This window comes from Nocardiopsis sp. NPDC006139 (assembly GCF_040614155.1).
In the GTDB taxonomy this organism is placed as follows: Bacteria; Actinomycetota; Actinomycetes; order Streptosporangiales; family Streptosporangiaceae; genus Nocardiopsis; species Nocardiopsis changdeensis.
Genome location: NZ_JBEXTT010000009.1, coordinates 86695 through 102209, shown reverse-complemented (window position 1 = coordinate 102209; position 15515 = coordinate 86695). Strand labels below are relative to the sequence as shown.

14 protein-coding genes are annotated in these 15515 nt (G+C 74.7%); 6 read left to right on the top strand and 8 right to left on the bottom strand.

The features are described 5' to 3' along the window. Positions 1–24 precede the first annotated feature (24 nt). Positions 25–864 (top strand): protein phosphatase 2C domain-containing protein, encoded by an 840-nt coding sequence (locus ABZ249_RS14265; protein ID WP_355262068.1) that lies wholly within the window; start codon positions 25–27, stop codon positions 862–864. Beyond that, positions 861–1355: a hypothetical protein gene (locus tag ABZ249_RS14260; protein WP_355262065.1), complete on the top strand. Its 495-nt coding sequence runs from the start codon at positions 861–863 to the stop codon at positions 1353–1355. Before ABZ249_RS14265 ends, ABZ249_RS14260 begins: the two co-directional genes overlap by 4 nt. A 25-nt stretch (positions 1356–1380) precedes the next feature. On the opposite strand, the gene ABZ249_RS14255 is transcribed toward ABZ249_RS14260, so the two are convergent. Both ABZ249_RS14255 and ABZ249_RS14250 read right to left on the bottom strand, forming a co-directional pair. Next, the gene (locus tag ABZ249_RS14255) at positions 1381–1869 is read right to left on the bottom strand and encodes a hypothetical protein (RefSeq protein WP_355262063.1); all 489 of its coding nucleotides are present in this window, start codon (positions 1867–1869) and stop codon (positions 1381–1383) included. Positions 1870–2047: 178 nt separating this feature from the next. After that, entirely contained in the window at positions 2048–3196 is a 1149-nt protein-coding gene (locus ABZ249_RS14250) for an LPXTG cell wall anchor domain-containing protein (protein ID WP_355262060.1), read from the bottom strand. Between the two features lie 583 nt (positions 3197–3779). Here ABZ249_RS14250 and ABZ249_RS14245 point away from each other — a divergent pair. The 3 genes from ABZ249_RS14245 (at position 3780) to ABZ249_RS14235 (ending at position 7520) form a co-directional block, all read left to right on the top strand. Beyond that, on the top strand, positions 3780–4211 hold the full coding sequence (locus ABZ249_RS14245) for a Fur family transcriptional regulator (protein WP_220559484.1): 432 nt from the start codon (positions 3780–3782) through the stop codon (positions 4209–4211). A 40-nt stretch (positions 4212–4251) separates the two neighbouring features. Beyond that, the gene (gene katG / locus ABZ249_RS14240) at positions 4252–6477 is read left to right on the top strand and encodes a catalase/peroxidase HPI (RefSeq protein WP_355262057.1); all 2226 of its coding nucleotides are present in this window, start codon (positions 4252–4254) and stop codon (positions 6475–6477) included. 317 nt (positions 6478–6794) lie between these two features. Further along, positions 6795–7520, top strand: a complete 726-nt coding sequence (locus ABZ249_RS14235; RefSeq protein WP_355262054.1) for a CPBP family intramembrane glutamic endopeptidase — start codon at positions 6795–6797, stop codon at positions 7518–7520. A gap of 548 nt (positions 7521–8068) precedes the next feature. On the opposite strand, the gene ABZ249_RS14230 is transcribed toward ABZ249_RS14235, so the two are convergent. The 3 genes from ABZ249_RS14230 to ABZ249_RS14220 are packed head-to-tail and all read right to left on the bottom strand — an operon-like array spanning position 8069 to position 12614. Next, positions 8069–9793, bottom strand: a complete 1725-nt coding sequence (locus tag ABZ249_RS14230; RefSeq protein ID WP_355262051.1) for an ABC transporter ATP-binding protein — start codon at positions 9791–9793, stop codon at positions 8069–8071. Beyond that, positions 9790–11634: an ABC transporter ATP-binding protein gene (locus ABZ249_RS14225; RefSeq protein WP_355262048.1), complete on the bottom strand. Its 1845-nt coding sequence runs from the start codon at positions 11632–11634 to the stop codon at positions 9790–9792. Before ABZ249_RS14225 ends, ABZ249_RS14230 begins: the two co-directional genes overlap by 4 nt. Beyond that, entirely contained in the window at positions 11631–12614 is a 984-nt protein-coding gene (locus ABZ249_RS14220) for an alpha/beta hydrolase (protein ID WP_355262045.1), read from the bottom strand. Before ABZ249_RS14220 ends, ABZ249_RS14225 begins: the two co-directional genes overlap by 4 nt. A gap of 64 nt (positions 12615–12678) precedes the next feature. Here ABZ249_RS14220 and ABZ249_RS14215 point away from each other — a divergent pair, with 64 nt between their 5' ends. Then, positions 12679–13227: a TetR/AcrR family transcriptional regulator gene (locus tag ABZ249_RS14215; protein WP_355262042.1), complete on the top strand. Its 549-nt coding sequence runs from the start codon at positions 12679–12681 to the stop codon at positions 13225–13227. A 205-nt stretch (positions 13228–13432) separates the two neighbouring features. Here the strand turns inward: ABZ249_RS14215 and ABZ249_RS14210 are convergent, their stop codons facing one another. From ABZ249_RS14210 to ABZ249_RS14200, 3 genes are read right to left on the bottom strand one after another with little or no spacing between them, the layout of a single operon-like run. After that, the gene (locus tag ABZ249_RS14210) at positions 13433–14032 is read right to left on the bottom strand and encodes a class I SAM-dependent methyltransferase (RefSeq protein WP_355262039.1); all 600 of its coding nucleotides are present in this window, start codon (positions 14030–14032) and stop codon (positions 13433–13435) included. A gap of 36 nt (positions 14033–14068) precedes the next feature. Then, a complete protein-coding gene (locus ABZ249_RS14205; protein WP_355262036.1) occupies positions 14069–15019 on the bottom strand; it encodes an MBL fold metallo-hydrolase in 951 nt (316 codons plus the stop codon). Further along, positions 15016–15438 carry a hypothetical protein gene (locus ABZ249_RS14200; RefSeq protein WP_355262033.1) on the bottom strand — a complete coding sequence of 141 codons (423 nt, stop codon included), beginning with the start codon at positions 15436–15438 and terminating at the stop codon, positions 15016–15018. Before ABZ249_RS14200 ends, ABZ249_RS14205 begins: the two co-directional genes overlap by 4 nt. Positions 15439–15515: the final 77 nt, after the last annotated feature.

Here is a 15515-nt window from a genome sequence, read left to right as displayed (position 1 = left end):
CGCCTCTGCCAGAATGCGGGGCAGATGAACGAGCACACGGACTGCCCCCGGTGCGGCGGCGCACCCGCCCCGGACGGCCGCTGCTGGGAGTGCGGCGCCGACCTCTCCGACCTCCTCGGCCACAGCCGGGCCGACGCCGGCGGCGCGGCCGGGTACGGCGAACGCGGCCCCGGCCGCCGGACCAACGCCGACGCCCTGGCCCTGCGCACGGCCGGGGGGTGGACCGTCGGCGCCGTCTGCGACGGCGTCTCCATGGCGCCCCGCGCCGAGCGGGCGGCCCGGATCGCCGCGGAGGTCACCGTCCGGGAACTGGCCCGAGCCCTGGCGGCGGGCGCCATTCCGGAGGACGCGCTCACCGGCGCCACCGCCCGGGCCGGCCGCGCCGTCGCGGCCCTGGCCGCCCCCGGCGGCCCGGACCGGGACCCCCTCGCGGCCGGGTCCCTCGCGCCCTCCTGCACCCAGGTCGCCTGCGTCGTCGGCGAACGCGGCCTGTGGGTGTCCTGGGTCGGCGACAGCCGCGCCTACTGGCTGCCCGACTCCGGCACCGGGATGCTCCTCACCGAGGACGACACCGGCGAGCACGACGCCCTCGTCGCCTGGCTGGGCGCCGACGCCGCCGACCCCGTTCCGCGTGTCCGCAGCCACCGGCCCCCGGGGCCGGGTCGGCTGCTGCTGTGCACCGACGGGCTGTGGCGGCACCTGCCCGCCCCCGACGACCTGCGCGCGGTCGCGGGAGGCGCCGGTCCGCGGGGCGCGGCCACCGCGGCGGACACCGCCCGCGCCCTGGTCCGGCACGTCCTGGGGGCCGGGGGCCGCGACGACGCCACCGCACTGCTCGTCCCCGTGCCGGCGGGGCACCGGTGACGGCCGGGATGTACGAGGTCCTCGTCGAGGGCCCGGTGACCCCGGAGCGGGCGCGCGCGTTGTGCGCCCGACACCTGGGCGTGCCCGTGTACACCGATGAGGAGCTGGCGGCCCTGCCCGCCCTCCCCGAGCGGTACGGGCTCTTCGAGGCCGCTCCGGACCCGGCCGCCGGGGGCACCCTGGTCTCCTGCTCCGTCACCCACGCCCGGCTGCCCGAATGGCGGTTCGCCGCCCGGGTCGCCCGCGGGACCGGATACCGCTGCCGGGTCCCCGACGACACCGCCAACCCCTTCCGGTGGCTGCTGGCCCGGCCCGACGGCCGGGTCCGTCCGGCGCACCTCACGGAGGAAGAGGACGGGACCGTCGCGTTCGGCGTCCACCACCTGTGCTGTTCCGCCTGTGCCCACTGCGCGGCCGAACCCCTCTGCCGCACCTCCCGCCACCCGCCCGACACCCTCCTGGTCGACCTCCCGGGGCATTCCGGCGGCTGAGCGAAGGCACGGGACGGCGCCCCGGTCACCGGATCCGGCGGTACACCAGGTCGAAGTCCTTCTCCCAGCCGCCGTCCCCGTGCGCGATCTCCCAGGCGCCGTCGATGACGTTCCCGTCCGCCGAGAAGGTGCCGGTGAACCGCTGCCGGAAGTCGAGCGGTGAGAAGTCCGCCTCCTCCCGCAGCAGGGTCCACACCCCGTCGGCGAACCCCATCGAGTACAGGCGCACCACGCCCCGGGAGTCGAAGTAGTGCTGCGTGTAGGTCCCCGCCTCCCTCCCCGGCGCGACGACCATCAGGCCGTCGGGCGCCTCGGGTATCGAGACCTCGCTGCGCTGGACCAGGAACCTCCCGTCCAGGTCCCACTCGAACCGGCTGCGCGCCACGACCCGCTCCCCGCCGGGACCGGCCCCGCCGGGGCGCCCGGCGGCGAAGCGGGGCTCCAGGTCCCACTCGCCGATGAAGACGTCCAGGCGCGCCAGCGCCTCCGGCCTGGTTCCTCCTGCTGTTCCCATACCGGTTCCCTTCCCTCTCCGCGGTTCCCCTCCCGCGGCGGCCGCCGCCCGCCGCGGTCCGTCACCCGTACCGACCACCGCCGGCGCCGGAACTCATCGCCCCCGCCCGGCCCCCGCCGTTCCGGAGAACGGCGGGGCCCCGGGAGCCGCTGCTCCCGGGGCCCCGCCACCGCGCGGATCAGGCCGCGGCGTCCTGCTTCTTCTTGCGACGCGCCAGGTAGGCGGCCGCGCCGCCGCCGAGCGCGATCGCCGTACCCGCAGCGATCAGGCCGACGACCGGGCTGCCGGTGCGGGGCAGGGCGTCGGTGGAGCGGTCCACGGGCGCGGAGGGCTTGCCCTCGGAGGCCTCGCCGTCGCCGTCCTCACCGCCGGAACCGCCCTCCTCGGAGCCGTTCCCGTTCTCCCCGCCCTCGGAGCCCTCCTCGCCGCCGCCGTTGTCGACCGTGGGCTCGAAGGGGGAGCCGACCCAGGTCTGCCCCAGCGGGTAGGTGACGGCCAGCCCCTGCTCGGGGAACTCCACGACCATCTCCACGAAGTGCGCGGCACCCCACAGGTACTCGCCCTGGTAGCGGTCCTCCCAGAGGACCTCCTCGGTGGAGAAGGAGATCTCGGCGCCGTACTCGTTCACGGAGAAGGACGTCTCGCCCTCGTCGAACTCGTACACCGGGCCGCCGGTCCAGGACTGCTGGAGCCGCAGCCAGACGCCGGTGAAGTCGGCGTCCAGCACGATGTCGTCACCCGCGGAGACCGGTGTGGCGGTGTCCTCGTCGAGTTCGACGACCGCGGCGACGCCGTCGCCCTCGGTGGCCGGGGCCTCCTCGACGATCCCTTCCTCAGGGGCGCCGGGGGAGGGGGTGACGGCGGGCTCCTCGGTCTCCTCGGGCTCTTCGGTGGCCTCCGGGGAGGGGCTCGGCGCTTCGGTCTCCGGCGCGGGGGACTCGTCCACGCCCTCGGAGTCGGCGGGGGCGGTGGAGTCGTCGACCCCGGCGAGCATCTCCTCGACGTCGGACTCGGTGAGCTGGATGCCCAGCTCCTCGAACCGCACCCACGAGCGGAGGATGTCCTGGTCCACGTCCACCAGGACCGAGGTGATGCCCACGGCCCAGATGTCGCCGTCGTGCAGGTAGTCCCGGACGCCGCCGACATCGCCGCCGCGCGGACCGAAGTGTCCGACCGCTCCGCGGTCGTTGATGGTCGACTCCGCGAACCCGTTCGGGTCCTCGTCGGCGGCGGCGGGGGCGGCCCAGGTCAGGCTCAGGGCCCCCAGGGCGGCGAACACGGCCCCGGCGCGGAGCGCGCGCCGTGCGTTCGGGGTGCTGGTCTTCACGTGTGTCCTCGGGGATGGGATCCGCTGCGGCGGACCGGCCCCTGACCGCGGCTGCCGTCCGGGACGAGCGCGCGGGCGGGGCGATGGGAGATGGGGGAGGGGTGCGCGGGGGCACCCTCTGCCGGGGTACCCGGAAAGGGCTCCGATCGCATGCGAGCCTACGTTCCCAAAGGAACGGAATTCGCAAAGGGGAATCACGAACCGATTGCGATTCATGTGCCCTTTGGGATTTATTCTCGCGATGTGTCCATATCTTCATCTTCCGCCGTAAACCGATTGCGCTCACGGGCGTCGCGCCTTGCGGCGTCGGCGATGCCGGGGGCGCGAGGTGCGGCGGAAGGGTGCTCCGCCGTTCGCCGTTGCGGATTCTCCGGGGGTTCATGTGTCCTTCCGTGTAATCCGCGCCCCGGGGTCGGAGAATGCGTTCCCGGGGTCCCCTTCCGCCCTCCCGCCGTCGTGGGGGCGCCGGCCGCCCTCCGTCGTCCGCGCAGGCCGGAGGGCCCTCCCGGCCGACCCGTGCCCGGCTAAGGTGGATCCATCACATCATTTGACTAGTTCCAGAAAAGGCGGCAGACTGGCGGCCATGCCAACCCCTTCGGATTTCGAGCGCATGCTGCGCGAGTCCGGCCTGCGGGTGACGAGCCCTCGGATGGCAGTGCTGTCCGCCGTGCACGACAACCCGCACGCCGACACGGAGTCGGTCATCGACCTCGTGCGCGGGAACCTCGGCACGGTGTCCGGCCAGGCCGTCTACGACGTGCTCAAGGCGTTGACCGGCGCCGGGCTGCTTCGGCGCATCCAGCCACAGGGCTCCGTGGCCCGTTACGAGACACGGGTCGGGGACAACCACCACCACGTCGTGTGCCGCTCCTGCGGTGCCATAGCCGACGTCGACTGCGCCGTCGGGCACGCACCGTGCCTGACCGCATCGTCCGACCACGGCTTCCGGGTCGACGAGGCCGAGGTCGTCTACTGGGGTGTCTGCCCCGACTGCGCCCGTACACGCGAGTCCTGAAACCAAGAGTTCACCTCTTCCCTGTTCCGGAAGGAAGACGATGTCCGAAAACAACGAGGTAGTCACCCCCACCGCCGAGACCGAGGCGTCCGGCGGCTGCCCCGTCGCGCACGGTCGCGCCCCGCACCCCACCCAGACCGGTGCCAACAGCACCTGGTGGCCCAACCGGCTCAACCTGAAGATCCTCGCCAAGAACCCGGCCGTGGCGAACCCCCTCGGCGAGGGCTTCGACTACGCCGAGGCGTTCAAGGCCCTGGACCTGGACGCCGTGAAGGCGGACATCGCCGAGGTCCTCACCACGTCCCAGGACTGGTGGCCCGCCGACTTCGGCCACTACGGCCCCCTCGTCATCCGCATGTCCTGGCACAGCGCGGGCACCTACCGCCTGTTCGACGGCCGTGGCGGCGGCAGCGCCGGCCAGCAGCGGTTCGCCCCCCTCAACAGCTGGCCCGACAACGCCAACCTGGACAAGGCCCGCCGCCTGCTGTGGCCGGTCAAGAAGAAGTACGGCCAGAACATCTCCTGGGCCGACCTCCTCATCCTCGCGGGCAACGTCGCGCTGGAGTCCATGGGCTTCGAGACCTTCGGCTTCGGCGGCGGCCGCGAGGACGTCTGGGAGGCCGACGAGGACGTCTACTGGGGCCCCGAGACCACCTGGCTCGACGACAAGCGCTACAGCGGCGACCGCGAGCTGGAGAAGCCTCTGGCCGCCGTCCAGATGGGCCTCATCTACGTCAACCCGGAGGGCCCCAACGGCAACCCGGACCCGATCGCCGCGGCCCGCGACATCCGCGACACCTTCGGCCGCATGGGCATGAACGACGAGGAGACCGTCGCCCTCATCGCCGGCGGCCACACCTTCGGCAAGACCCACGGCGCGGGCCCGGCCGACAACGTCGAGGCCGACCCCGAGGCCGCCGGCCTGGAGCAGCAGGGCCTGGGCTGGAAGAACAACTACGGCACCGGCAAGGGCGGCGACACCATCACGTCGGGCCTCGAGGTCACCTGGACCTCCACGCCCGCGCAGTGGAGCCACGGCTTCTTCAAGAACCTGTTCGAGTTCGAGTACGAGCTCACCCAGAGCCCGGCCGGCGCGCACCAGTGGGTCGCCAAGGACGCCGAGGAGATCATCCCCGACGCCCACGACCCGAACAAGAAGCACAAGCCGACCATGCTCACCACCGACCTGTCGCTGCGCTTCGACCCGATCTACGAGCCGATCTCGCGCCGCTTCTACGAGAACCCCGAGGAGTTCGCCGACGCGTTCGCCCGGGCCTGGTACAAGCTGACCCACCGCGACATGGGCCCGAAGTCCCGCTACCTCGGCCCCGAGGTCCCGGAGGAGACCCTGCTCTGGCAGGACCCGCTGCCCGCCCAGGAGGGCGAGGTCATCGGCGAGCCCGAGATCGCGGCCCTCAAGGCGGCCGTCGCCGAGTCCGGCCTGACCGTGTCCCAGCTGGTCAAGACTGCGTGGGCCTCGGCGTCCACCTACCGCGACAGCGACAAGCGCGGCGGTGCCAACGGCGCCCGCGTCCGCCTGGCCCCGCAGATCGACTGGGCGGTCAACAACCCGGTGGAGCTGCGCGAGGTGCTGAGCACCCTCGAGAGCATCGCCGACAAGTTCAACGCCTCCTCCGCGAAGAAGGTGTCGCTCGCCGACCTCATCGTCCTCGCCGGCGGCGTGGGCGTGGAGAAGGCGGCCCAGGCCGCCGGGCAGGACGTCGTCGTGCCGTTCACCCCGGGCCGCGTGGACGCGACCCTGGAGCACACGGACGTCGAGTCCTTCTCCTACCTGCAGCCGGTCGCCGACGGCTTCCGCAACTACTACGGCGAGGGCAACCGCCTCCCCGCCGAGTACCTGCTGATCGACAAGGCGAACCTGCTGGGCCTGAGCGCCCCGGAGACCACCGTCCTGGTCGGCGGCCTGCGCGTGCTGGGCGCCAACTACGACAACTCCGAGGTGGGCGTGTTCACCGACGCGCCGGGCACCCTGACGAACGACTTCTTCGTCAACCTGCTCGACCTGGGGACCACCTGGACCCCGACCGGTGAGAGCTCCGAGACCTCGCAGACGTTCGTCGCCAAGGACGAGTCCGGCGCGGTCAAGTGGACCGGCAGCCGCGTCGACCTGGTGTTCGGCTCCAACTCCGAGCTGCGCGCCCTGGCGGAGGTGTACGCCTCCGACGACGCGAAGAAGAAGTTCGTCGAGGACTTCGTCGCCGCGTGGACCAAGGTGATGGAGCTGGACCGCTTCGACCTGGCCTGATCCGCCACCGGGTCCTGCCCGGAACCGGACCCGGAGCCGGTCCGACCGCCACGGTCGGACCGGCTTCCCCCTTTTCAGGGGCCGGGGCGGCGGAGAGGTGGTGGCCGGGGCGGGGGCGGGCCACCCGTGACGCAGCGTCATGGCCGCGACCGGGGAAATGTCATCCCCGGGCGGTGACGCGGCGCCACTGCCGTGCGGGCGCCGCCGGGGATGGAATGGGGGCATGCCCGGGGGACCGCGGGCGAGGGCGCCCGACGCGGCCGGAGCCGCGCGGGCCCGCGGTCCCCGGGGCACCCGACACCGAGGAGGGACCAGCCATGTCCAGCACCCGTTCCGACCACCCAGGACGGCCGGCTCCGGCCGCCGGCGCCGCCCCGCGGCGCCCCGGCTGGCCCGAGGTCATCGCCGGCCTGGCGGCCCTGACCGCGGCCGGCGTCCTGCTCGTGTTCATTCCGTCCGAACCCCTGGGGCCGGTGGCGTTCGGCCTCGTCGTGGCCGCCTGGTCGGGTGTCGCCGGGCTCTTCGGCTTCGCCGTGGCGGCGGCGCTGCGCATCCGCTCCCTGGCCGCCTTCAACGTCCGCCGCACCACGGCGCGCTGGATGCTCATCGGCGCGGCCTGGGGCCTGGCCGCCCTGCTCCTCAAGGGCGGGCTGATCCTCGCCATCACCGCCCTGACCGGGTACGAGGAGAACCCGCAGGGCATGTACTACGACGCCGCGGGCGGCGGCCTGCCCGCCTTCTTCCTGACCGTCCTGTTCCTGGCGGTGCTGACGCCGATCGGCGAGGAGTTCCTCTTCCGCGGCGTCGTCACCACCGCCCTGCTGCGGTACGGGCCCGTCATCGGGTCCCTGGGCGGCTCGGCGGTCTTCGCCGTGTTCCACGGCGTCAACATCATCCTGCCCGCGGCGTTCGTGGTGGGCCTCGTCGCCGCCGAGGTGATGCGCCGCAGCGGGTCGATCTGGCCCGCCGTGGCCGTCCACTCGGTCAACAACCTCGCCCTGCCGCTGCTGGTGCTCCTGACGGGGACCGCCGGGCCGGCCTGAGCCCCGCTCAGCGGTGCGGCGGGTGGGGAGGCCGCGGCGGGTGCCCCTGCCAGGGGCCCGGCCGGCCGGCCGGGCGGGCCGGGACGGTACTGCTGCTGCGGGTGCCCGTACCCCGGGCCCGCCCACTGCTGCGGATGCGGGGGGTGGTGCGGCCCGGGGTACGGCCGCTGTGCCTGCGCCTGTGCCCGGGCCTGCTCCTGCGCCTGGAGCCGGGCCCTGACCTGCCGGACCCTGGCCCGTGTGACGATCAGCGAGACGGTGACGAGCAACAGGCCGATGGCTCCTCCGGCGAGAGAGCCCAGCCCTCGTTCGACGTCCCCGCCGACCAGCGAGACCAGTCCGAAGACCAGCGCCACCAGGCTCAGGAGGGACAGGACGATCGTACGGATCACATAGTTGGGCGACACGGGGCCTCCGAAACGGGGGGAGTGGGGGGCGGATCCGGGGGACCGCCCTCGCGGGGACGGCCGCTCCGGGAGTGGGATGCCCGCGGTCCCGCCCCGGTTCGCCCCCGCCGCGGTTCCCGAGGTCCCCCGGCCGCCCCGGCGTCATCCGCCGCCCCCCGAGGGCACGTCCGCGGTGGAGGCCCGCCAGAAGTCCGCGTAGCGGCCGCCGCGGCGCAGCAGCCCCTCGTGGTCGCCCTCCTCCACGATCCGGCCGCCGTCCAGGAACACGATGTGGTCGGCGCCGCGGACGGTGCGCAGCCGGTGCGCGACCATCACCACCGTCCGGCCCGCGGACAGGCGCTCGATGCCCTCGTGCACCGCGGCCTCGCCGACCGGGTCCAGCGCGGAGGTCACCTCGTCCAGCAGCACCACCGGCGCGTCCTTCAGCAGCGCCCGCGCGATCGACACCCGCTGGCGCTCCCCGCCCGACAGCAGCGCCCCGCCCTCGCCGACCTCCGTCTCCCAGCCCCGGGGCAGCCGCTCGACCACCTCGTCCAGCCGGGCCGCGGCCGCCGCCGCGCGCACCTCCGCCGCCGTGGCGCCGGGCCGGCCCAGCCGCACGTTCTCCTCGATCGTCCCCGAGAAGAGGTGCACGTCCTGGAAGACCACGGCGATCCGCTCCATCAGCACCTCCGTGGGAACGGACCGCACGTCCACACCCCCCAGCCGCACCGAGCCGCCCTGTACGTCGTGGAACCGGGCCACCAGGTGCAGCAGCGTGCTCTTGCCCGCCCCGGACGGGCCGACGACGGCGAGCCGCCGCCCCTCGGGCACCGACAGGGAGAGGCCGTCGATCACCGTGCGGCCGCCGTACCCGAACTCCACGGACGCGAACTCCAGGTCGTGCCGCTGAGGCCGGACCGGTTCCGCGGGCTCGGGCAGCGGCTCGGTGCGCAGCACCGTGTCGAGCCGTTCCAGCTCGGCCCGCGCGGCGCGCAGCTGCCCGCCCAGGTCCGACAGCGACAGCAGCGGGTCGGCGCAGCGGGCGGCCAGCACCAGGACGGCCAGGAGTTCGGCCGCCCCGATGTCCCCGCCGAGCACCAGGTACGCGCCCAGGGCCAGGACCGCCGTGAACGCCGCCTGCACGGTCAGCGCCAGGCCCACCACGCCGGGCAGCGCCGCCACGAGCGAGCGGCGCGACGCGCGCCGGATCCCGCGCAGCGCCTCGTCCAGCGCCCGGAAGCGCTCGGTGCCCCGGCCTCCCGCACGCAGCACCGGCTGGGCGCCGAGGTACTCGATCACCCACCCCGTGGCCTCGTGGTCCCGCGCCGTACGCTCGGCGTCGGCGGCCGCCGACGCACGCCCCGCCCGGACCTGGACCGCGGCCACGACCGGCACGGCGATCGCGGCGGCCAGCCCCAGCCGCCAGTCGAAGGCGAGCATCACGACGACGATGGTCAGGGGCGTCGCGCAGGCCGTGAGGAACGGCGCCAGCAGGTGCGCGATCACGCCCATCGCCTGGAGCACGCCGCGCCCGGCCAGGCCGGACACCTCCCCGACCCGGTCGCCGGTGTACCAGCCGACGGGCAGCCGGGCCAGATGGTCGCCGAGCCGGTGGTACACCCCCCGCAGCAGCGTGGTCCCGGCCCGGAACCCGGACAGGTCCGCGAGGTAGCGCAGGACCCCGTACCCGGCCACCGCGGCGCCGAACGCCGCCAGCCAGGGCAGGGCCCCGCCGGGGTCGTCGCCGAACAGCGCCCGCAGCACCGGGACCAGCAGGGCACAGGCCAGGCCCTCGGCCACCGCGGCGGCCGTCATCAGCACGACGGTACGCCGTACCGGTCGCGCGTACCCGTCCCCGAGCACGCGCAGCAGCATCCGGATCATCGGGGTTCGTCTCCTCGCACCGCGTCGCCCGCGGCGGTCGATTCTTCGGAGGCGGCCCGGTGGGTCCTCCAGAACGCGGCGAACTCGCCGTCCCGGGCCAGCAGTTCGGCGGGCGCGCCGCGTTCGACGACCTCCCCGTCCCTGAGCATCACGACGGTGTCGGCGTCGGCGATCGTCTCCAACCGGTGGGCGATGACCAGGACCGTCCGCTCTCCTCCGCGCGTGGTCAGGGCCCGGCGCACCGCCCGCTCGGTCAGCGGGTCGGCGAACGCGGTGGCCTCGTCCAGCACCAGGACGGGGGTGTCCGCGAGCAGCGCGCGGGCGATCGCGATCCGCTGCGCCTCACCGCCCGACAGCCCGGCCTCCTCGCCCAGCACCGTCTCGTAGCCGTGCGGCAGGGCCGTGACGCGCTCGTGGACCTCCGCCGCCCGGGCGGCCCGCTCCACCGCCCCGCGGTCGGCCCGCGGCACCGCCAGCGCGATGTTGTCCGCGACCGAGGCGCGCAGCAGGCGCGTGTCCTGGAAGACGAACGACACCTTCCGGTACAGCTCCCGGCCGTCGATCTCCCGCAGGTCGGCACCGCCCAGGCGGACCGAGCCGGAGGTCGGGTCGAAGAACCGCGGCAGCAGCCGGACCAGGGTGGACTTGCCGCTGCCGGACGGCCCGACGACCGCGGTGACCGTCCCCGGTTCGAGCACCAGGTCGATCCCCCGCAGCACCTCGCGGCCGTCCCCGTAGTCGAACCCGACCCCGCTCAGCTCCACCCGGTGGCCCCGGGGCGGGACCGGGTGCGCGGGCTCGGGGAGCGGGGGTACCGCCAGCACCTCCCGGATCCGCCCGACCGCGCGCCGGGCGGCCTGCAGGTCGTCGAACCCGTGGCCCAGGGCCGCCACCGGGGCGGCCAGACCGGGGCCCAGCAGCAGGAAGGGCGGCAGGTCCGCCGGGGCCATCCCGCCCGCCGTGACCAGCACCGTCCCGCCGACCAGCACGGCCAGCAGCACGAACGGCGGCGACAGCACCAGCTGCATGCCCGCGGCGACCACGGAGAGGTTGCGCACCATGCGGAAGAACGAGGCGGTGAAGTCGTCCACGGCCCGCAGGAACCCGCGGTGGGCGCGCTCCTGGCCGCCGAACACCTTGACCACCGAGATGCCCCGGACGAACTCCACGGCGGCGTCCGCGATCCGCCCCTGGGCGGCGTCGAACTCCTCCTGCTCGCGCAGCCGGGCGGGGGTCATCATCAGCGGCACCAGCGCCACCGCCAGCACCACCGGGACCAGGGTGACCAGGGTGAGCCGCCAGTCCACGGTGAACAGGTAGGCCAGCGCCACCAGCGGTACCACGAACGCGGAGACCAGCTCGCCGGGCGCGTGGGCGATGAACGGGTGCACGGCGCTCACGTCCTCACCGACCACCTTGGCCAGTTCGCCGGTCCGGCGCCGGGAGAGCCAGCCGATCGGCGCCCGCCCCAGCCGCTCGGCCAGCCTCCGGCGCAGGGCCAGCTGCAGCCGGACGTCGACCAGGTGCCCGACCCCGGACGAGGCGGCCGTGAACAGCAGGCGGACGAACAGCCCGGCCGCGCCCACCACCACGGCGACCCGGACGCGGTCCGGGTCGGGCGGTCCCGACGCCAGCAGGGCCCGGCCCAGCTCGACCACCGCCAGCAGCGGGGCCAGGCCCGCGAGGGCCCCGACGACCTGGAGGACCACCACGGAGGCGAAGCCGCCCGCGTAGGGGCGCAGCAGCCCGCCGGCGCCCCCGTCCGGCGTGCGGCCCGTGTCCCGCGCCTCGGCGGGCGGGGCGGACCCGGTCGCCGCTCCGGCGGTGTCGGTGGCGGTCATCGCCGCTCCACCCCCGCCCGTCGCGCCGCGGGGTGCAGCCGGCCGTGCAGGAACGCGAGGATCCCGTCCCGCGCGGGACGGGCCTGCCGGACCAGGCCGGGCATGCTGAGGAACCCGTGGACGGCCCCCGGGTAGCGGTCCCGCCGGGCGTCGGTGCCCGCGGAGCGGAGCCGCTCGGCGTAGCGGCCGCCGTGGTCCTCGAGCGGGTCCAGACCGCCGGTCACCACCAGCGCCGGGGGCAGGCCGGACAGGTCCTCGAACTCGAGCGGGGACACCTCCCGCGGGTCCAGCCCCGGCGGCAGGCTCAGCCGGGCGGCGGTGCGGAACTCGGACAGGGAGAACGCGGGCTGCCCCGTGTTGGCGGCGATCGAGGGGTAATCGGCCATGGTCTCCGTCCAGTCCAGGGCGGGGTAGGCCAGCACCTGGGCGTGCACCGCGGGGCCGCCCTCGCGGGAGCGCAGGGCCATGAGCGCGGCGATCGTGCCCCCGGCGCTCTCGCCCAGGACCGCGACGGCCGCCGGGTCGACGCCCCAGGCCCCGGCCTCGTCGAGGATCCGGACGAGCGTGTCGTGGCCGTCCTCGACCGGCAGCGGCAGCGGGTGTTCGGGGGCCAGGCGGTACTCCACCCCCACGACCACCGCCGGACAGCGGGCGGCCAGGTGGCTGTTGAGCCAGTCGTTCTGCGCGGCGGTCCCGGCGATGAAGCCCCCGCCGTGGAACGACAGGACCAGCGGGAGCCCGGGGCCCGCGTCGCGCGGCCGGTGCACGCGCAGGGTCAGGCGGCGGCCGGGGAGGTCCAGGACCCGTTCCGTGATGCGGGTGCGCCGGTGGGGGAGGCCGGTGACCACGCGCATCGCGCGCGAGGCCCGCAGGCGGTTGGTCCGGTGCCGTGCGGCGATCACCTGTTCGTCGGTGAGCGACTCCCAGTCCGTGGTGTTCCTGGCGAGGATGCGGGTGCCCAGAGGGGCCTTTCCGCTCATGGCGTGTCCTCTCGGATCAATTACGCTACTTCCAGTAGCGTAATCGGCAAGATAGCCTGAACCGGTGCAGAAATCCACTCCGGCCGGACGCCCTCGCTCCGATCTGAACGCGACCGTCTTCGCGGCCACACTGCGCTCGGTGCGGGAACTGGGCTACGCGGGCGCCACGATGGACCGCATCGCGGCCGAGGCGGGGGTCGCCAAGACGACGCTCTACCGCCGGTGGCCCTCCAAGGGCGCTCTGATCGTCGACTGCCTGCTCGACGCGATCGGCGTGGTACCGCTGGAGGGGGAGACCCGGGACGCGATGCTGGAGACGGCCGTCCGCTGGGCCGCCGAGAAGATCGGGGAGCCCGGGGTGGGCGCGGCGTTCGCGGGGGTGTTCAGCGAGGCCATCAACGACCCCGCCCTGCGCGAGATCCTGAACACGCGCTTCCAGGCGCCGTACCTGGCCGTGCTCCGGGAGGCGCTGAAGGAGCCGGAACAGCGGATCCTGCTCATCGTCGACGTGATCGCCGGGACGCTGCTGCACCGCCTGGGCATCAGCGGCCGGCCGATGGTCGAGGAGGACGTCGACGCGCTGATCGCGATGGCGCAGGGCCTCCTGCGCTGACCTGCGGCCCTCCCGGCCGCTTACCGGGCCGGAGCGGCTTCGGCGGCATCTCCGGGAGGGGACGCGGCGGTCATCGGGGGCGGCCCCATCGGGGGGCGCGCCCGGCGTGGCCTGGAACGCCTCCCCGGGGGGCGTCCCGGCGGCGTGGAACGGAGCCGGCCCCCGGCGCGGGGGACGCCGCGGTGCGCCGGCGCACCGCTCCCGGTCAGTCGGCGGCGAGGCGGAACCGGTACCACTGCGGCGAGGTCCGGTTCATCGGCCATCCCAGGCCCGCGGGGTCGGCGTCCTCGGCCGAGAGGAGCTCCCAGCCGGGGAACGCGGCCTCGACCTCGGCCCGCGAGACGCCCTCGACCAGGCGCCGGTAGCGGGACGGCCCGAAGGCGAGCATCAGCAGGGTGGCGCCGGGGGCTGCCAGCGCCGTCACGCCCCGCCCCTCGGCGGCCCGCTGCTCCGGGGTCAGGCCCTGGAAGCAGCCGATGTCGAGGAACAGGTCGAACGCCCCCAGGCCGGCCGACGGCAGGTCGGTCACGTCCCCCACGACGTAGGCGACCTCCGCCGGGCCTTTGCTCCGGGCGGCCTCGATCGCGGCCGGCACGAGGTCGACCCCCACCGCCTCCCAGCCGCGCCGGGCCAGTTCGGGGGTGAACTGGCCGCGCCCGCAGCCCAGGTCCAGGGCCCGCCCGGGGCCGCCCGGCCGCTCCTGCGTCTCCCGGTCGATCAGGCCGCTGAGCTGTGCTCCGCCGGCGGCGCCGTAACGTTCCCACGGGGTGAAGCCGAGACGGTACATCCGCGCGTATTTCGTCATGCCCTCACGGTAGAACGGCCTTCCGGTGGGGCGCCGTCACCCCCCGGACGCCGGACCCGCCGCAGGTGGGGGCGCCGCCCTGCCGTCGCCGACGGCCCGGAACAGCCCCGGCTCCACCTCGGCGACCCGCCCCTGCGCCGTCAGCACCTCCAGGTGCTGCACCGCGGTCCGGCGTTCCACCGGGTCCACGTGCGGCCCCTCGACGTGCGGGCGGTAGACCAGCCGGTGCGCGACGATGTCCTCCAGGGTCCGGGGCACGGCGAGGAGGTCCAGCAGAGCGGCACTGCGCCGGTCCACCACCCCGGCGTAGGCGTCGAGCCTGCGCCGGAACTCCCCGGCGCCCTCGACCACGCCCTTGTGGTGCCCGGTGCCGTACCACCGCGCCTCGATCTCCCGGCAGCGGCGCATCGACGCCTCGAAGTCGGCCAGGCTGCTGCCGGCGTCCCCGTAGAAGGGGCCGAACGAGCTCAGGTCGATGTCCGCCACGAACAGGAACCCGTCCGGCTCGACCAGGAAACCGCAGTGGCCCGCGGTGTGGCCGGGCAGGTGCACGACCGTCACGGTGCACCCGCCCAGGTCGAAGACGGCACCGTCCCCGAACCCGGTCGCGTCGGGGCGCTCGCGCACGTGGAACCGTTCCCGGTAGTCCTTCTCGACGGCGGCCGCCGCCTCGGGACCCAGGCCCAGCCCGGCGATCAGCTTCTCGGGGGAACGCACCCCTTCGAGGTCGTGTTCGTGGACGCCGACCGGGGCGCTGTGGTCCGCCAGGCCCGCCATGTGGTCCTCGTGCGCGTGGCTCACCAGGACCAGGTCCGCGGGCGGCGGGGAGCCGACCAGGGAGAGCGACGGGTCGATGAGCACCGTCGACTCCGTGCCGCGCACCAGCAGCGAGTTCGCGTAGGGGTAGGCGCCGCGTTCGGCGCCGACGAGCACCCGGACCCGTCCGTGGTCCACCGCCGTGTACCCCGTGGTGTGCGCGTCCGTCATCTCGGCCCTTCGTCGGAGGAGTCCTCCCCGGCGCGGGAGCCGAAGAAGCGCAGGCCGTCGACGACGGTCCCGTCCTCGATCTCCCGCAGCGTCCACGCGTGCGGGGAGTGGTCGTCGGCGGCGACACCGCCGTGTTCGAGCAGCAGCGCGAGCAGGGGGAGGAGTTCGGCCGCGCCCTCGACGCGCCTGGAGACGTCCACTTGGAGCGCCCAGTCGGGATGGCGGCCGAGCGCGGCGTCGATCCGCGCCACCTCCTCCGGCTCCCAGTCGCGGAACAGCAGGCCGGCCGGCTCGTCGTCGATGTGGGCGTAGAGGACGTCCGGCATGACCCACGTGCCGCCGGACCGGGGCAGGTGCCGGTCGAGCAGGGCGGCGGTCTCCTCCCGTCCGGTGCCGGGGAACACGAACACGGTGCGCATCGCCGCAGTCTAGAAGGTGCCCCCTGCGGAGGACCGGGGCGGGGGTCGGCCCCGGACGGCGGCACGGGGCGGGACCG

Coding starts and splice junctions, on each gene's coding strand:
- ABZ249_RS14265 (WP_355262068.1), top strand. CDS start 25: ATGAACGAGCACACGGACTGCCCCCGGTGCGGCGGCGCACCCGCCCCG.
- ABZ249_RS14255 (WP_355262063.1), bottom strand. CDS start 1,869: ATGGGAACAGCAGGAGGAACCAGGCCGGAGGCGCTGGCGCGCCTGGAC.
- ABZ249_RS14245 (WP_220559484.1), top strand. CDS start 3,780: ATGCCAACCCCTTCGGATTTCGAGCGCATGCTGCGCGAGTCCGGCCTG.
- katG (WP_355262057.1), top strand. CDS start 4,252: ATGTCCGAAAACAACGAGGTAGTCACCCCCACCGCCGAGACCGAGGCG.
- ABZ249_RS14235 (WP_355262054.1), top strand. CDS start 6,795: ATGTCCAGCACCCGTTCCGACCACCCAGGACGGCCGGCTCCGGCCGCC.
- ABZ249_RS14230 (WP_355262051.1), bottom strand. CDS start 9,793: ATGATCCGGATGCTGCTGCGCGTGCTCGGGGACGGGTACGCGCGACCG.
- ABZ249_RS14225 (WP_355262048.1), bottom strand. CDS start 11,634: ATGACCGCCACCGACACCGCCGGAGCGGCGACCGGGTCCGCCCCGCCC.
- ABZ249_RS14220 (WP_355262045.1), bottom strand. CDS start 12,614: ATGAGCGGAAAGGCCCCTCTGGGCACCCGCATCCTCGCCAGGAACACC.
- ABZ249_RS14210 (WP_355262039.1), bottom strand. CDS start 14,032: ATGACGAAATACGCGCGGATGTACCGTCTCGGCTTCACCCCGTGGGAA.
- ABZ249_RS14205 (WP_355262036.1), bottom strand. CDS start 15,019: ATGACGGACGCGCACACCACGGGGTACACGGCGGTGGACCACGGACGG.
- ABZ249_RS14200 (WP_355262033.1), bottom strand. CDS start 15,438: ATGCGCACCGTGTTCGTGTTCCCCGGCACCGGACGGGAGGAGACCGCC.